A 14873-nucleotide genomic window follows, 5' to 3' on the forward strand; every position below is an offset into this window, starting at 1 on the left:
TGCCTTATTTAAACTGTTTGAGGAAACGCAGATCGTTTTCGAAGAATGAACGCAGGTCGGTAACGCCATAACGCAACATGGTCAGACGCTCCATCCCCATCCCGAAGGCGAAACCGGAGTAAACTTCCGGGTCAATGCCAACGTTACGCAGCACGTTCGGATGCACCATCCCGCAGCCCAGTACTTCCAGCCATTTACCGTTTTTACCCATGACGTCCACTTCTGCAGAGGGTTCGGTGAACGGGAAGTAGGAAGGACGGAAGCGAATCTGCAAATCTTCTTCAAAGAAGTTACGCAGGAAGTCGTGGAGCGTGCCTTTCAGGTTGGTGAAGCTGATATTGGTATCAACAATCAGACCTTCCATCTGATGGAACATTGGTGTGTGGGTCTGGTCGTAGTCGTTACGGTAAACGCGGCCAGGCGCGATAATACGAATCGGCGGCTGCTGGGCTTTCATGGTGCGGATCTGCACGCCAGATGTCTGGGTACGCAGCAGACGAGTAGCATCAAACCAGAAAGTGTCGTGGTCAGCGCGCGCCGGGTGGTGGCCAGGAATGTTCAGAGCATCGAAGTTATGATAATCGTCTTCGATTTCCGGCCCGGTCGCCACGGTAAAGCCAAGCTCACCGAAGAAACTTTCGATACGGTCGATGGTACGGGTAACCGGATGCAGGCCACCGTTTTCGATACGACGACCTGGCAGGGAAACATCGATAGTTTCTGCAGCCAGACGCGCATTCAGCGCCGCGCTCTCCAGTTCAGCTTTGCGCGCATTCAGCGCCTGCTGAACTTGCTCTTTCGCCTCGTTGATAACCGCACCAGCAGCCGGACGCTCTTCTGGCGGCAGCTCACGCAGGGTCGTCATCTGAAGGGTTAAGTGCCCTTTTTTACCCAAATATTCGACGCGCACATTGTCTAACGCGGCAACATCTGACGCCTGGCTAATGGCCGCCTTCGCACTGGCAACCAGTTCTGCGAGATGTGACATGGTTTTCCTCATTGTGTCAGTGGTGACACTGGTTCGTTGGACTTAGAGCCTATCCCATCAGCCTGTTTTACTTGCCATTTTGGTCCCGGGCAGTGCTCGAAATCCTCACGTACTCAAGTACGCTCCGGTTTCTCCGCGCTGGCCGAGTCCAGACTGGCTGCGACAATTACGCCTGATGAGACAGACTTTTTATTCTTCAAAACGCGCATACAAAAAAAGCCTCCACTGGGAGGCTTTCAGGCGCTGTTTTCCGTTTCTCTTCTCACGCGCTAGCCTCCTGGATTCAGGTGCTAAAGTAAAAAAAGAAGCGGAAAATAGCAGCATTCATTGCTTGCGTTACCTTTTGGTACTTTTCAAAAGACCTTTATTGAAAAGGCTATAGCGATAAAAGTCAATGTTCTGATGGTGTTGAAACGAAAAGAGGGAGACAAGCTCCCTCTTTCAACTGGCTTATGCCAGAGCTGCTTTCGCTTTTTCAACCAGAGCGGTGAACGCTACTTTGTCGAATACAGCGATATCAGCCAGGATCTTACGGTCGATTTCAACAGAGGCTTTTTTCAGGCCATTGATGAATTTGCTGTAAGAAATACCGTTCTGACGTGCTGCTGCGTTGATACGCGCAATCCACAGTTGACGGAACTGACGCTTACGTTGACGACGGTCACGGTAAGCATACTGACCAGCCTTGATAACAGCCTGGAAGGCAACGCGGTATACGCGAGAACGCGCACCGTAGTAGCCTTTAGCTTGTTTCAAAATTTTCTTGTGACGTGCGCGTGCAATAACACCACGTTTTACGCGAGCCATATGTGCTCTCCTGTATCTATATTCTAATTAAAAAGTTAAAAAACGTTAACGGCTTATGCGTACGGCAGGCACGCGATTACCAGGCCCAGATCGCCTTTGGAAACCATGGCTTTCGGACGCAGGTGACGTTTACGTTTGGTCGCTTTTTTGGTCAGAATGTGACGCAGGTTAGCGTGCTTGTGCTTAAAACCACCTTTACCGGTTTTTTTGAAGCGCTTCGCAGCACCGCGTACGGTCTTAATTTTTGGCATTTTAATAACTTCCACTTCGCATTGTTGATAAACAGAAACAAAGGCGAACAAAGCCTGCGAAGCCCGAAGGCTCCACAGACAATGCTACTTGAAGGCCTTACTGTTTCTTCTTAGGAGCGAGCACCATGATCATCTGGCGGCCTTCGATCTTCGTTGGGAAGGATTCGACCACTGCCAGTTCTTGCAAATCGTCTTTCACGCGATTAAGCACTTCCATACCGATTTGCTGGTGCGCCATCTCACGACCGCGGAAACGCAGTGTGATCTTGGCTTTATCACCCTCTTCCAGAAAGCGAATCAGGCTGCGGAGTTTTACCTGATAGTCGCCTTCATCTGTACCAGGACGGAATTTGATTTCCTTAACCTGGATAACTTTTTGCTTTTTCTTCTGTTCCTTAGAAGACTTGCTCTTTTCATAGAGGAATTTGCCGTAATCCATGATACGACAAACCGGCGGCTCGGCGTTAGGGCTGATCTCGACTAAGTCTACTCCGGCTTCTTCTGCTTTCTCCAGAGCTTCTCTCAGACTCACAATACCAAGCTGCTCGCCTTCCAGACCTGTTAAGCGAACTTCCTGGGCGCGAATTTCGCCATTGATACGGTTAGGGCGCGCCGTTTGAACTCGTTTTCCGCCTTTAATACCTTATTCCTCCAATTGTTTAAGACTGCGGCTGCGAATCTCTTGTTGCAGCTTCTCGATCACTTCATTTACGTCCATGCTTCCCAGGTCTTTACCACGGCGGGTGCGAACGGCAACTTTGCCAGATTCCACCTCTTTATCACCACAGACCAGCATATATGGGACGCGACGCAAAGTGTGCTCGCGGATTTTAAAGCCAATCTTCTCATTTCTCAAGTCTGCTTTAACACGAATGCCCGCATTTGATAGTTTTTGCGTCAATTCGTTAACGTATTCAGACTGAGAATCGGTAATGTTCATGATAACAACCTGAACCGGCGCAAGCCAGGTCGGGAAGAAACCAGCGAACTCTTCGGTCAGGATACCAATAAAACGTTCCATAGACCCCAGAATTGCGCGGTGAATCATTACCGGAACCTTACGCTCGTTGTCTTCGCCTACATAAGAGGCGCTCAGACGAGACGGTAAGGAGAAGTCCAGCTGTACTGTACCGCACTGCCATGCACGATCGAGGCAGTCATACAGGGTAAATTCAATTTTCGGACCGTAGAAAGCGCCTTCACCCAGTTGATATTCAAACGGGATGTTGTTTTCTTCCAGCGCAACCGCCAGGTCCGCCTCAGCACGATCCCACATTTCGTCGCTGCCAATACGTTTTTCAGGACGAGTGGAAAGTTTGACCACGATCTTCTCGAAGCCAAAAGTGCTGTACATATCATAGACTAAACGGATACATCCGTTAACTTCATCGCGAATTTGTTCTTCAGTACAGAAGATATGCGCGTCATCCTGGGTAAAACCACGCACACGCATCAGGCCATGCAGCGAACCTGACGGCTCGTTACGGTGGCAACTACCGAACTCGGCCATACGCAGCGGCAGATCGCGATACGACTTCAGCCCCTGGTTAAAGATTTGTACGTGACCCGGGCAGTTCATCGGCTTAATGCAGTATTCACGGTTCTCAGAAGAGGTGGTGAACATTGCATCTTTATAGTTTTCCCAGTGACCGGTTTTTTCCCACAGGACACGGTCCATCATGAACGGACCTTTAACTTCCTGATACTGGTACTCTTTCAGTTTAGTACGAACGAACACTTCCAGTTCACGGAAGATGGTCCAGCCGTCGTTGTGCCAGAACACCATACCCGGCGCTTCTTCCTGCATATGGTACAGGTCGAGCTGTTTACCGATTTTACGGTGGTCGCGTTTAGCGGCTTCTTCCAGACGCTGCAGGTACGCGTTGAGGGCTTTTTTATCTGCCCATGCAGTACCATAAATACGTTGCAACATTTTATTGTTGCTGTCGCCGCGCCAGTAGGCCCCTGCCGTTTTCATCAGTTTGAAATGGTGGCAGAAACGCATATTCGGTACGTGCGGACCGCGGCACATATCGACATATTCTTCGTGGAAATAGAGGCCTGGCTGGTCATCATGGGCGATGTTTTCGTCCAGGATGGAGACTTTATAGCTCTCGCCGCGTTTAACGAAAGTTTCACGCGCTTCGTGCCAGCTGACTTTCTTCTTAATGACGTCGTAGTTTTTCTCAGCAAGCTCATGCATCCGCTTCTCGAGTGCTTCGACATCTTCCTGGGTTAACGTGCGGTCAAGATCAACGTCGTAATAAAAACCGTTGTCAATAACCGGGCCGATTGCCATTTTGGTATGCGGCCAAAGTTGTTTAATTGCGTGCCCTAACAGGTGCGCGCAGGAGTGACGAATGATCTCCAGACCTTCTTCGTCTTTAGCGGTAATGATCGCCAGTTTAGCGTCGTTTTCAATCAAATCGCACGCATCTACCAGTTCGCCATTAACGCGCCCTGCGATACAGGCTTTCGCCAGACCTGGACCAATGTCCAGCGCAACATCCATGGGGCTTACAGCGTGGTCGTAATGGCGTTGGCTGCCATCAGGAAGAGTAATAACAGGCATGTTATATCCTTATTTGCAGTGGTGACCCACACGAAAGATCACATACAAAGAGAAAATTTGTTTGTTTTCAATTCATTGCGCATCCATCTAGCCAACAGTCGCTAAATTGGTACACAATTTGGTACACAAATGAAAAATCGACACAGCAAGTTTTTCACCCAGTAAAATCATGGTAACACTAAAAAAGTAGTGATTGCACTATCTCTGTTTGACATTGACTAACATTGTCATCGCTTCAATGAGGTACATCGTCTAACTAGGCTGTTTTAGTTGATAATTGTGATTTTATATCGCTGATTGTTGGTACAAACGGAAAAGGAATGAGACAAAAAATAACACTATTTATTCATCGAATTAATGGTAACCACAAATTAATACAGATGCACACCATCCGAACCTAAAGAAAGATAAGCGGAAGGTTTCTTGATAGTGACGCCAGCAACTGACAATAATCTAGTTAATTCTCACGACTAGCGACTACTAGCACTGTCGGCATATAAAGCTCACTAGGGTATGAGGTCAGATGATGGAGAAAAGAGGCTGAGGTGATAGTTGCCGATGATACAATACCGACAAGTAAGTATATCTGGCACGATGTGTCGCGCACTGTACGGATGATTAAAAATCAAGTAGGGAGCCTTGTGTCTGCTGTTTGAGATGGATTATCATTTTTATAAGATTACAGGAAAATTATTTTCATATACTGTTTTATTTTTAACAGCGAGCCAGAAAACTTGATGAAATACTCTAACAGCAATCTTATTATAAAAATAATACATCTACTTTCACAAAAAAGAGATGGTCTGATTTTGCTTGATGGGAACTGGGGTACAGGAAAGACTCACTTTATCAGAAAAAAATTTCCCGAGTACTATGATAAAAACATTTTCTATTATATTTCTTTACTAGGTATTAAATCCTTATCAGATTTCAAAGCTAAAATTATAGATTGTTACTACCTGCAAGATATACAAACATTTAAATCCGGGCTCGAAAGTCTATCAGGGATAGGTAGCATTGCCAGCGGCTCACCTGCAAGTGCCAATATTATTAACAGCATGTTTAATTCTATTGGTGCAAGTGTTAGAGAAAACATTTTATCAAAACTGGATGGTATTTTTATATTGGATGATATAGAGAGAATATCCGAAACATCATTAGTTAGTGAAATTTTGACATATTGCCATTCTCTTTATATGTCCGAGATGAACTCAAATTTAGACTTTATTATTATTACCAATACATCAACTGAGTCTGGTTTAAAAATAGAACACAAGGAAAAACTCATTGCAGAAACACTTCATTATAATCCGCATCCAGAGGAAATATTGGATATAGATATAATAAATGGAAAGCTTTCCCAATTCCCACAGGAAGATAAAATTCTCTTTGAGGATATAGTAAAAAATAACAGCATAGTTAACATCCGTATTTTGATGCGTATTTTGGACACAGCTACGCCATTATATGAATACGTTAAATCATATCCTCATCTTTCTTGGAGAATACCATCAACAATTCTTTTAAACTCAATATGCTCTTTCTTCATTTTATTATTTTTGCATAATCACTCTCTTGAGGAGCTTCTCAAGGACCAAGATCCAACATTTTTATTAAACACCGAGGAATCAAGTGATAGTGAGAGAGTGCTATGGTTAGCATTGAATAATTACAAAATAAAACCTGAGATTAAAAGGTATTATAGCGGACAAGCTTCATTAAATGACATATTGGATGTTTTGTTTTATGAAGCAAAACCGCTTACTATGAGAGAAATTGCAATATCAGTACGTCCAGAATTACATGAGATAAATGAAAATGAACTTTCAAATACACTTGTCGACTTAATTTGTCGTAAGATTGACTGTAATTTCTATGAATGGATAAAAGCGTTTCAGAATTATGAGTATTTAACCACACATAAATACCTACCAAAATCACCAATCATAACTCTAAAGTTTGTCACTTCGATTCTGAACGGATTCACTGACAATGAAGTTGCAGAATGCTTTGAGCTATACTCACTTGATAGAAAAAATAGCTTAAATAGTGGTTTTGAAGATAGCGAATTGCTGTACTCAATTTCATTTTACCGTTATGAAAGCACGATCAAAATGCGTGAACTCAACACTATTAAGTTGCAATTAGAATTGAATGGCTGGGCATCATTCAATGCTAACCAATTAACCACTTTAGATCCATTCGGAAATTATAAGCCGCTTGAAGTACTTGGTGTATCATTTGTAACAAGATGCGTTTTAAAGAATTGGGCAGTTAATGATATTGAGCAATTTAGTTCTTTCTTGCGTAGCAACTATCAAATCAGCAACATAAAACAATTCGCCACTAATGAAAAAAACAAACTTATTTATCTTAGTCAAAAACTTGATATTTTTTGCCTTTCCAATAAAGAAAGCTTTAAATTTGGAGCCATATACGATCTAAATAGAACAGTTAAAATTGCCATTAACAAATTATGAGAACATCCACTTTACCAAAAAATCATTTTTTGGGGTGGGGTATTACCTGGCGATTAACAAATTTGAAAACAAAGCTCTAATACAGCGGCGAAAGCATGATTTACTTGTGTATATTTAGTTCAAGACGTGCTTCGCCGTGCATCTCTCACTATTTCCCTCCAGAGCAACATTAAAATACTTCATATAATATAGATATAAGTATCATCTAGCCAAAAACCATTTGAATGAATCCATATGCATTCCAGCTTTTATTGATACTCTATCTGATATATCATCCCACCAATTCAGCCATTAATGCTATGACAGAAATTCTAGTTCTTCATCATTTTGAGCTGATGATGTAATAACGTAACTCATTAATATCTAATATTTTTTCACTCACCCCTATTACTTCCGTGGCGCTTGCAAAAAATCATTCAGTCTGAAGCAGGTAATTAATCTCGCCACTTACTATCAGTTTCGGGAAAGTACACTAAACATGCTTTTTCACCCACGATTAACTAACCGCCAGACCAGCAGACACGCCACCACCGGCACAGCAAAATCCATCAGGCTTGCCATATCCCACGCGCGTGGGTCAAAACCGCCCCACCACGGCATATTTATACGCTTGCCATGTCCGAACATTTCAATCCAGCGATATTCTGCCTGGGTGTGTTCACGCGCAATGAAGAACGTACAACCGGCTATCGCTCCGTAAGCCCAGTTTCCGGTAAAAAGGCCAATCAGTACCTGCGCAGCCACAGCACAAAACGCATGAAGGAAAGGTGTTATATCCATTATCGCTCCTTTAACATAAGGATAAATAAACACATCATAAAATAGATTTCGTCTTTGTAACAATAACATCTACAAAATCGCCTGCAGATATAGTTGATGGTACTGTATCTGCAAGAGTAATCTTTCCTGAAGAGATGCTTTGCACATCTAATAATTTATTTTCAATCCCATCCGTATATACCAATTTGATATCACTGAATGGAGGGTAATAAGTAATTGTTCCTTGGTATACATATATTTCACTACCTGAAATCGATTTCACTACATACCTGCCCCTTACAAGATTAATTTTGAGTTCAGATAAATCGGTTTTATAACAGGTAATTCCTGAACCAATGTTAGCCATACTAATATCAGTATCACTATAATAAGTAATTGCTTTACCTTGTTTTAAAGTAAAAGTATTTTTACTTTTCCTTGGTAAGGATGTGCTATTTTTGTAATATCTGCCAGTTAAGCATAGCCATGAAAATGCAGTATTCACTACATTACCACCAGAATACACAGCTAAACGAATTGCACTAACTGGAACTCCTTCATTATTAATCCTGATCTTAATGGAAGAAATGTTAACAGCAGTGGCATACCTATGGTTGGCAGAATCCCATTGCATAGAAGAAGTTATGGCTTCTGTTTGTGAGGTTATGACATTCCCATCTCTATCTAATGCATATAGGTAAATACGAAACGATGCCGCATCTGCTGAGAATGTAAACATATCACCATTTCTTACAGGTATATCTCCCGATTCCCATAAGAGCCCAAAATTCCTCATAAAAGTAAACTTAGAAGAAACCAGGTGACGGATATTATATAAACCATCAACATCCGTTTGATATGCTAATGCACCAACTTCTCCATTGTTAGCACTAGATATAAATGGGGTGTTAGCATTTAAAGAAAACAATGTTACTTCATCGGATATATTTTCCTGAATATGAAATACTGCATTCCCCTTGCCATTATCAGTTACCTCGACATAAGTGTAAGGTGATGGATTGTATGGCTCATTTGTATACGCAGGAGATGAAAGCCATGTAGCTTCAATTGAGTTATTCCACGTATATTCACCAAAGTTAATTATCAACTGTTGGTTAGTTGGGGATGATGGATATCGTTCAAAACGAAACCCATAGAAGTGATTGTTATCACCTCTTTGAATATCAATTTTACCTGCCCCCTCCATAGTTCCACCATAAAACTTATTGTGGTTATGATGATATGGATTATCAGCGAAAATGATATTATTCGTACGATTCAGATAAAAATAATTTTCATTTATCCATCCGTTCTCAACGCCAAGAAAATGAATTGTATCGACCTTTTTCAGGTTAAAGGTTGAGTATGCTATTGAATAATCCGTCGATGCCACCGAAGCATTATAATTTGCATATAACTGTAAGTAGTCGCAACGCTCAATGTTAATATGCTGCCCTTTTGCCCCGATAATACGAATATCCGGTGTCGTTTCAGATGAAATGCCAGAATTTCTGATAATCGTTCCGAAGTTTTGCTTTGGGTTGTTAGGGTTTGATGCATTCCCGCCAAGCAATACCCCTATTCCTGAGTGGGATATGGTAAAAACAGCATTGGTCATTTCGAGGCTGACATTACGAAGATTTAATGTCTCCGTAATAATAAAATTACCTTCCGCTCGTAATGTTCTGGATGATTCTCGTGCATATTCTGCAGCCAGGATCAATGCAGATGTATCATCTGTTATACCATCGCCTTTTGCCCCCCACCCTCTTACATCACAATCGTCCCTCCACCGAGATATCTGCAATTCAGGATATTTTTTAGCTCCATCCGGGTCTTCTAATTGCTGCCGTAGCTGATCAGGGTCATACTTCAGCACATTCGGAAAATAAAACTGCTGCGAACTATACGCATCATATACAGCCATAGAATGGCCTTGCACAGTTACGAACTTGGCAATTTGTCCGTTATATACTGGATACCCTGCGGCATTGATGACGATTGGCTGTGCAACAGGAACGTGAGAGCCATCTTCGTTCTCAACATAGACCTGAATCTGGTTATCAGGATTTACCGGGTCAGTGTCAATTTTACCGATATAAATTTTGCCATTAGCTACGGCTTTAAAAGAACGCGCCATAGTGAAGAGTTGCGAAGGCATGCTCACTACAACATTGGCTGTAATGTCTGTCATTTAATTTGCTCCAGATACAAGGAATCGCCGCAGCGTTGCCGCAGTGATGCATTATTAATCCCTCAATGAGACCACGGTGGTCTCATTGAGGATGTAACCAGCAGATAATAAGATGCCGATCCACTCACAAAAGCGAGGCATCAAGAATGGGAAGAGATGACCCGCAATTTAATCTGCGGCTACCTTACGAATTAAAGGAAAAACTAAAACAGCGAGCCAAATCCAATGGACGCTCTCTTAATTCAGAATTAGTTCAGATAGTGACTGATGCCGTATCAAAGCCTTCCAAAATTTCAGGCTATCGAGACGATGCGGAACGAATCGCTGATGAGCAGTCCGAACTTGTTAAGAAGATGGTGTTTGATACGCTGAAAGATTTGTACAAAAAACCCACCTGATGGTGGGTTCCATTTATTAGTCTTGCTTTGTGGACGGTATAAGTGATGCATTTGCCTCTTTTGGCTTCAAGGTATACATCCCACCATTAAATGGATCTACAGCAAGCCAACCAATTAACCCACCAAACACAAGGTTTCCACCAATATACCAACCATTAGCATTGGCTTTGATTGGCAAGGTTACTGGCTCGTACCCATCCTTTTCCATAGTGATCTGATAGCTCTTTTTGCCAAAATAACTACCATCTGACTTGGCAAGAGTTACTCCTTGCGGAGTCTTGCCTTGCGCAACAATCACACCTGATTCGTCTTTTACTTTAAAGCTCGCACCGGAAGGATTGCTGTTCACTTGCACGAGCTGTGTTTCGTCACCAACAATAGTTGCACACCCAGATAACAATATAGCGCCAGCAACGACGCCGATAATCCTCTTCATATTACTTTCCGTTTTGTTAGAATCAGAAAGATCTTAATAATAAAAAGTATTTTCGTGAAGATATTGTCAGTTGAGTTAATAACTCATTTACACCCAACAGCGCCATGATGGCAAAGACAAGGAGAGTTAATCATATGAAAAAATCACTGTTAATTATCCCGCTTCTGCTGGCAGGGTGTGCAAAGGTTAGCGACTATCAGGCAAGTTGCGAGCAACGTTATCCAAGACTTAGCGACATGGCAAATTGCCTTGATGCCAGTGTGAAGAACGACTCACGCATGGCATCAGCACCAACCCCTAAGCTGTATGTCCTTGCTGCGAAGATGCTCGGGGATAAGCGATGCGCAGGCAAGACTTGAGCTTCAGAATCTCTATGTCCAATTACAAAGCCAAGAACAAGCACAACAAATAGCACAAAGCCAAGCATTCCAGCAGGCTTTATTGAATTATCAGGCTGTAAACACTATGCGAGCACTTGAGCAAAAAGCACGCCAACCTGTTATAACTCAGCCTTACCCGACACGTGTTGACACTTATACAAACTGCAATTCAGGTTTTGGAAATACAGTTACATGTAACAGTAGCAGTAACATCAGATTACAATCAGTAAAGGTATCGCCTATGTAGAGAGATACGATAAATCTCGTGTTCTACATATTCGGATTCTTCACGCTCATGATGTTTACAAAGCTATTCTGACAACGCATCAGACTTAGCACCCTGAGTCAGGGCGTTAATTGCCTTTTGTGCCTGCTGCATGGCTTTCTCAAACGCTGTTGATCCGCGTGGGGTGTTTGCCATTCTGAGCATTGCATTTCTGAATGGCTCGCTCTCATAGGCGCGAGTAAGAAGTCCGTAGCTTACTGCTGCGCCAGTTGTCGCCGGGTTCATTGCCGTACCATACCCAATAATGAACGGGATAGTTTGCTGCCCTGTGGGTGTTGTTACTGCCGCTTTTGCAGCCTGCTGCGTGGATTGCAGGTAGTTTTTTAATCCTTTCAGATAAGCAGCGTCCTGACCCTTAAATGTGATGCCAGTCTGGTTTTGCAGGATGTTAAGCTGCCGAAGGAACTGGTCAGGGGATCCGCCAGATTTCTCCATCGCCTTTCCAATGATGCCATTGCGCATTTGCGCCCTGCCAACACGACCAACTGAGTTATACAGCGTCTTAATTTCCGATTTGTTCTTGCTGAATAGCATGTTGTTGACAACTTCCGGCGTAAGATCGCCTTTCATGAGAACATTCTTCAGCCTGGTATTCTTTAGTTTCGCCGCTTCGTCAGCGTAGACGGCATTGGCTTGCTGATATTTACGGAGAGTATCGTTGCCAAGATTCTGACCAATGGCACTGTTGATATCGTCGGTCATTGCCTTGTAAACGCGTTGAATGGCGGAATCTGAACGGTTTGGTAACACTGGTCGCTCCCCCTTCACGTCCATTCTGAACTGGCTGCGCAGATCGCTTAATTGCTTCAAATCCAGATTGACCGGACCATCAGGACCAGCATTGCGAACAAGCTCATCACGATAGGATTGAAGTTTTGAAATCGTCTCGTTATCAGCGACCTTACCAAGCTTCTGCAGGTTAGATATCTCAGTATCTATCTGCTGAATTGCTCGTGCAGGCTGAATGTTGACTCCTGCCATTGCATTCTGAACCTGCTCAAGACGGTTCCCAGCAGCACGACGAATTCCTGATGTTTTCGCTTTAAGGCTGTCAATAACAACCGCTGGATCATACTCACCGAATTTATCAGCAAATCTCTGCACCAACTGACTTCTCGCTTCCTGTTGCGTTGCTCTCATTCCGCTTGTGCCAGCCAGGGGGATATTTTCTGCTGTCGTTTGCGCCATTTTCCCGACACGGGAAGTAGGCTGTAACAGGTCTGTGGTGTGCAGAGGCACTCCTTCACGCTCTGCAAATCTGATAGCCTGCTGCGCTTCTGGTGCAATAGCACCACGAACGCCACGATAAGCAGCACCTAAACCACGTCCGGCAGCGTTAATAGTGCCGCCAGCCAGAACACCAACGCCTAAATCGGTGGCTAGTGCTTCCGCATCATCTTTCGCGCTATTTGCAGCAAGTGATCCGACTGCGTTTTCTGCGAGAAGTCGTGTGGCCCCCTGAGCAATTCGACCAGCAAGTGTTGGTGCCTGTGCCGCCGCCCTCTCAACGCCAGCAGGAGTTAGGTAAGGCAATGCCTCCGCAAATACCCTACCCTCTGTCGTTTGTGGAGTCAGCGAGCCTTGCTGAAGGCCAAAGTCCTGCTCTAACCCCTGAGTTGTTACTCGTGGCGCTGGTTTATATGTCCCATCCCCAATGCCGAGTTTACCGCCAGCCCATGCCACTGCGCTTGTCACAGCATCGGCAACTGATGCAGGTATGTTTGCCACGTTTACGCCAGCCTGCACCAGTCCGCGACCAGTCTCTTTCACTGCTTCACCAAGGTCAGACATAAATCCACTTTGCTGCGGTTGTTGCTGTGCTACTGGTTGCTGTGACTCCACTGGCTGCACAGATGGCAATGGATAGGCAGCATAGAAAGCTTGCTTAGCCTGCTCTGCATTTTCTCCGGCTTGTGGCGCCACGACTTCATTGAAGTATTGCTCCTGAGCCTGCGCTTTTTGTACTGGTGCTAACGCCTGATACTGTGGAGAGGCGATAACATCTTTCCATGCTTTAGCCATTAATCACCCCATAGTGAAGAAAAATTACTGCCAGCAGGAGATTGTTGTCCTGGCGTATTCTGCACCGGCTCCTGGTAATCAAACTGTTTTTTAACAGTGCTCAACTTGCTTTCAAGCTGATTTCGAATCTTTCCGATAGAGTCACGAAAAGCCTTTTCACTCATTTTGGGACTTAGAGCACCAACCGCATCAGATAATTTTTTACCCTCAGCATCTGAAAGAGCCCCCATCCCCTTCAGGGACTGCACCATAGGGAGGAAAGTTTGAGCTTTAAAGGTGTCGAGTCTTGCTTCAAAGTTAGCCGCATCAGATCCAGGAACTGTCGGAAACGCTGAGCGAATGCCTACTGCTTTTGAAAGGCCGGGGCTTTGCTCTATCTCGTTGAGAGAATCAAGCGCAGTGCTGAACGTATCAACAGCGCCCTGAGCGGCGGCCTGTCTGTCAGCACGAGCTATTTCAGCCTTTTGCCGAACATCTGCCTGTTTCTGCTTTAGCTCTTCAAGCTTTAACTGATTGTTTTCTCTGGCTATCTGTCTGTCCAGAGCCTTTTCCTGTAATTCTGCTCTTTGTATTTCTCGGGAAAGAGCAGCATTCTGTGCGCTGATGTTCTGACCACGTATCTGGATATCCTGACCTCGCGCTGTTAGTGCCTCGCCAGCCTGATTGCTGCGGATTGTCTCTGCCAGCCTGCCTCGGTCAATCTCACGACCAGCCATCTTGTCCTGAACATTGAAGTAATCAATCGGACCAAGCGCGGCCATTCCAAGGTGATCAACAAACTCACCAAATCCTGATGGATTCTGCTGATACATCTGAGCAACGTTATTAGGATCAACACCGACGCGCGCCAGTTCCTTGGCGTTATTTTGCAGCCATGATTGCATTGCTTCTGGAGAAGATGACGCAAGGCGTGCGCCAGCCGCTAATGTGCCGATAGAATTGCGCTGGTCTTCATCAATGAATCCCATGCCTTTACGAACAGATTCAATCTGGTCTGGATATTGAGTAGCCAACTGACGCAAAGCACCGCGATCACCAGACGCATAAGCTTTAGCGTATGCCTGCTGAAATTCTTTCTGCCTCTGCGCCTGCTTTTCTTGCTGAAAAGCACCCGCAATACCTGAAAGACCTTGCAAAGCAGTCAGCCCAACATTGTTAGCGCCTGAACGCTCAATATCATTGTTCTGCCTGATAAGCTGAAGCGTATTGCCGATGTCATTTACGTTCGGAGCGTTTGAGTTGACTCCACCGATACCAGCCAACAATCCGCCGTTTGTTCCTTGCCAAGTAGCCATGATTA

Annotated in this window: 13 protein-coding genes, 1 pseudogene and 1 other annotated feature; of the genes and pseudogenes, 3 read left to right on the forward strand and 11 right to left on the reverse strand. The window is 44.3% G+C overall.

Annotated elements, in window-relative coordinates:
• Positions 1-4: 4 nt before the first annotated feature.
• From pheS to thrS, 6 genes are all read right to left on the reverse strand, one after another.
• Positions 5-988, reverse strand: coding sequence for a phenylalanine--tRNA ligase subunit alpha (pheS, locus tag A9180_RS12775; protein WP_000018588.1), 984 nt, complete (start codon positions 986-988; stop codon positions 5-7).
• 209 nt (positions 989-1197) lie between these two features.
• Positions 1198-1322, reverse strand: a sequence feature (Phe leader region).
• Positions 1272-1316 carry a pheST operon leader peptide PheM gene (pheM, locus tag A9180_RS24255; protein WP_001386830.1) on the reverse strand — a complete coding sequence of 15 codons (45 nt, stop codon included), beginning with the start codon at positions 1314-1316 and terminating at the stop codon, positions 1272-1274. Its footprint overlaps the feature before it by 45 nt.
• 116 nt (positions 1323-1438) lie before the next feature.
• Positions 1439-1795 carry a 50S ribosomal protein L20 gene (gene rplT, locus A9180_RS12785; protein ID WP_000124850.1) on the reverse strand — a complete coding sequence of 119 codons (357 nt, stop codon included), beginning with the start codon at positions 1793-1795 and terminating at the stop codon, positions 1439-1441.
• Positions 1796-1848: 53 nt separating this feature from the next.
• Positions 1849-2046, reverse strand: a complete 198-nt coding sequence (rpmI, locus tag A9180_RS12790) for a 50S ribosomal protein L35 (RefSeq protein WP_001124225.1) — start codon at positions 2044-2046, stop codon at positions 1849-1851.
• Between the two features lie 97 nt (positions 2047-2143).
• On the reverse strand, positions 2144-2686 hold the full coding sequence (gene infC / locus A9180_RS12795) for a translation initiation factor IF-3 (RefSeq protein ID WP_001700733.1): 543 nt from the start codon (positions 2684-2686) through the stop codon (positions 2144-2146).
• A gap of 3 nt (positions 2687-2689) precedes the next feature.
• Entirely contained in the window at positions 2690-4618 is a 1929-nt protein-coding gene (gene thrS / locus A9180_RS12800) for a threonine--tRNA ligase (protein ID WP_064529124.1), read from the reverse strand.
• 737 nt (positions 4619-5355) lie between these two features.
• On the opposite strand from thrS, the gene A9180_RS12805 reads away from it, so the two are divergent.
• On the forward strand, positions 5356-7098 hold the full coding sequence (locus A9180_RS12805; protein WP_064529125.1) for a P-loop NTPase fold protein: 1743 nt from the start codon (positions 5356-5358) through the stop codon (positions 7096-7098).
• A gap of 486 nt (positions 7099-7584) precedes the next feature.
• On the opposite strand, the gene A9180_RS12810 is transcribed toward A9180_RS12805, so the two are convergent.
• The gene (locus A9180_RS12810; RefSeq protein ID WP_064529126.1) at positions 7585-7878 is read right to left on the reverse strand and encodes a hypothetical protein; all 294 of its coding nucleotides are present in this window, start codon (positions 7876-7878) and stop codon (positions 7585-7587) included.
• A gap of 34 nt (positions 7879-7912) precedes the next feature.
• Complete coding sequence (locus A9180_RS24760) at positions 7913-10051, reverse strand: phage head-binding domain-containing protein (RefSeq protein WP_064529127.1); 2139 nt, start codon at positions 10049-10051, stop codon at positions 7913-7915.
• Positions 10052-10197: 146 nt separating this feature from the next.
• Between A9180_RS24760 and A9180_RS12820 the strand changes: the two genes are divergently transcribed.
• Positions 10198-10449, forward strand: coding sequence for an Arc family DNA-binding protein (locus A9180_RS12820; protein ID WP_000532176.1), 252 nt, complete (start codon positions 10198-10200; stop codon positions 10447-10449).
• Between the two features lie 16 nt (positions 10450-10465).
• Here the strand turns inward: A9180_RS12820 and A9180_RS12825 are convergent, their stop codons facing one another.
• Complete coding sequence (locus A9180_RS12825) at positions 10466-10885, reverse strand: hypothetical protein (RefSeq protein ID WP_000821222.1); 420 nt, start codon at positions 10883-10885, stop codon at positions 10466-10468.
• Between the two features lie 134 nt (positions 10886-11019).
• Between A9180_RS12825 and A9180_RS24935 the strand changes: the two are divergent.
• Positions 11020-11512, forward strand: a pseudogene (locus A9180_RS24935) (hypothetical protein).
• Positions 11513-11575: 63 nt separating this feature from the next.
• On the opposite strand, the gene A9180_RS12835 reads toward A9180_RS24935, so the two are convergent.
• Together A9180_RS12835 and A9180_RS12840 are read right to left on the reverse strand one after the other, a co-directional pair.
• Entirely contained in the window at positions 11576-13573 is a 1998-nt protein-coding gene (locus A9180_RS12835; RefSeq protein ID WP_064529128.1) for a hypothetical protein, read from the reverse strand.
• Positions 13573-14868, reverse strand: coding sequence for a phage DNA ejection protein (locus A9180_RS12840; protein ID WP_064529129.1), 1296 nt, complete (start codon positions 14866-14868; stop codon positions 13573-13575). The genes A9180_RS12835 and A9180_RS12840 overlap by 1 nt, the downstream gene beginning before the upstream one ends.
• Positions 14869-14873: the final 5 nt, after the last annotated feature.

Origin of the sequence: Escherichia sp. B1147 (genome assembly GCF_001660175.1) — a bacterium.
Lineage (GTDB): Bacteria > Pseudomonadota > Gammaproteobacteria > Enterobacterales > Enterobacteriaceae > Escherichia > Escherichia whittamii.

Bases quoted from the DNA above. Each gene is read 5' to 3' on its own strand.
- A9180_RS12835 (WP_064529128.1), bottom strand. From the start codon at position 13,573: ATGGCTAAAGCATGGAAAGATGTTATCGCCTCTCCACAGTATCAGGCG.
- A9180_RS12820 (WP_000532176.1), top strand. From the start codon at position 10,198: ATGGGAAGAGATGACCCGCAATTTAATCTGCGGCTACCTTACGAATTA.
- A9180_RS12825 (WP_000821222.1), bottom strand. From the start codon at position 10,885: ATGAAGAGGATTATCGGCGTCGTTGCTGGCGCTATATTGTTATCTGGG.
- pheS (WP_000018588.1), bottom strand. From the start codon at position 988: ATGTCACATCTCGCAGAACTGGTTGCCAGTGCGAAGGCGGCCATTAGC.
- A9180_RS12840 (WP_064529129.1), bottom strand. From the start codon at position 14,868: ATGGCTACTTGGCAAGGAACAAACGGCGGATTGTTGGCTGGTATCGGT.
- rpmI (WP_001124225.1), bottom strand. From the start codon at position 2,046: ATGCCAAAAATTAAGACCGTACGCGGTGCTGCGAAGCGCTTCAAAAAA.
- A9180_RS12805 (WP_064529125.1), top strand. From the start codon at position 5,356: ATGAAATACTCTAACAGCAATCTTATTATAAAAATAATACATCTACTT.
- A9180_RS12810 (WP_064529126.1), bottom strand. From the start codon at position 7,878: ATGGATATAACACCTTTCCTTCATGCGTTTTGTGCTGTGGCTGCGCAG.
- thrS (WP_064529124.1), bottom strand. From the start codon at position 4,618: ATGCCTGTTATTACTCTTCCTGATGGCAGCCAACGCCATTACGACCAC.
- A9180_RS24760 (WP_064529127.1), bottom strand. From the start codon at position 10,051: ATGACAGACATTACAGCCAATGTTGTAGTGAGCATGCCTTCGCAACTC.
- rplT (WP_000124850.1), bottom strand. From the start codon at position 1,795: ATGGCTCGCGTAAAACGTGGTGTTATTGCACGCGCACGTCACAAGAAA.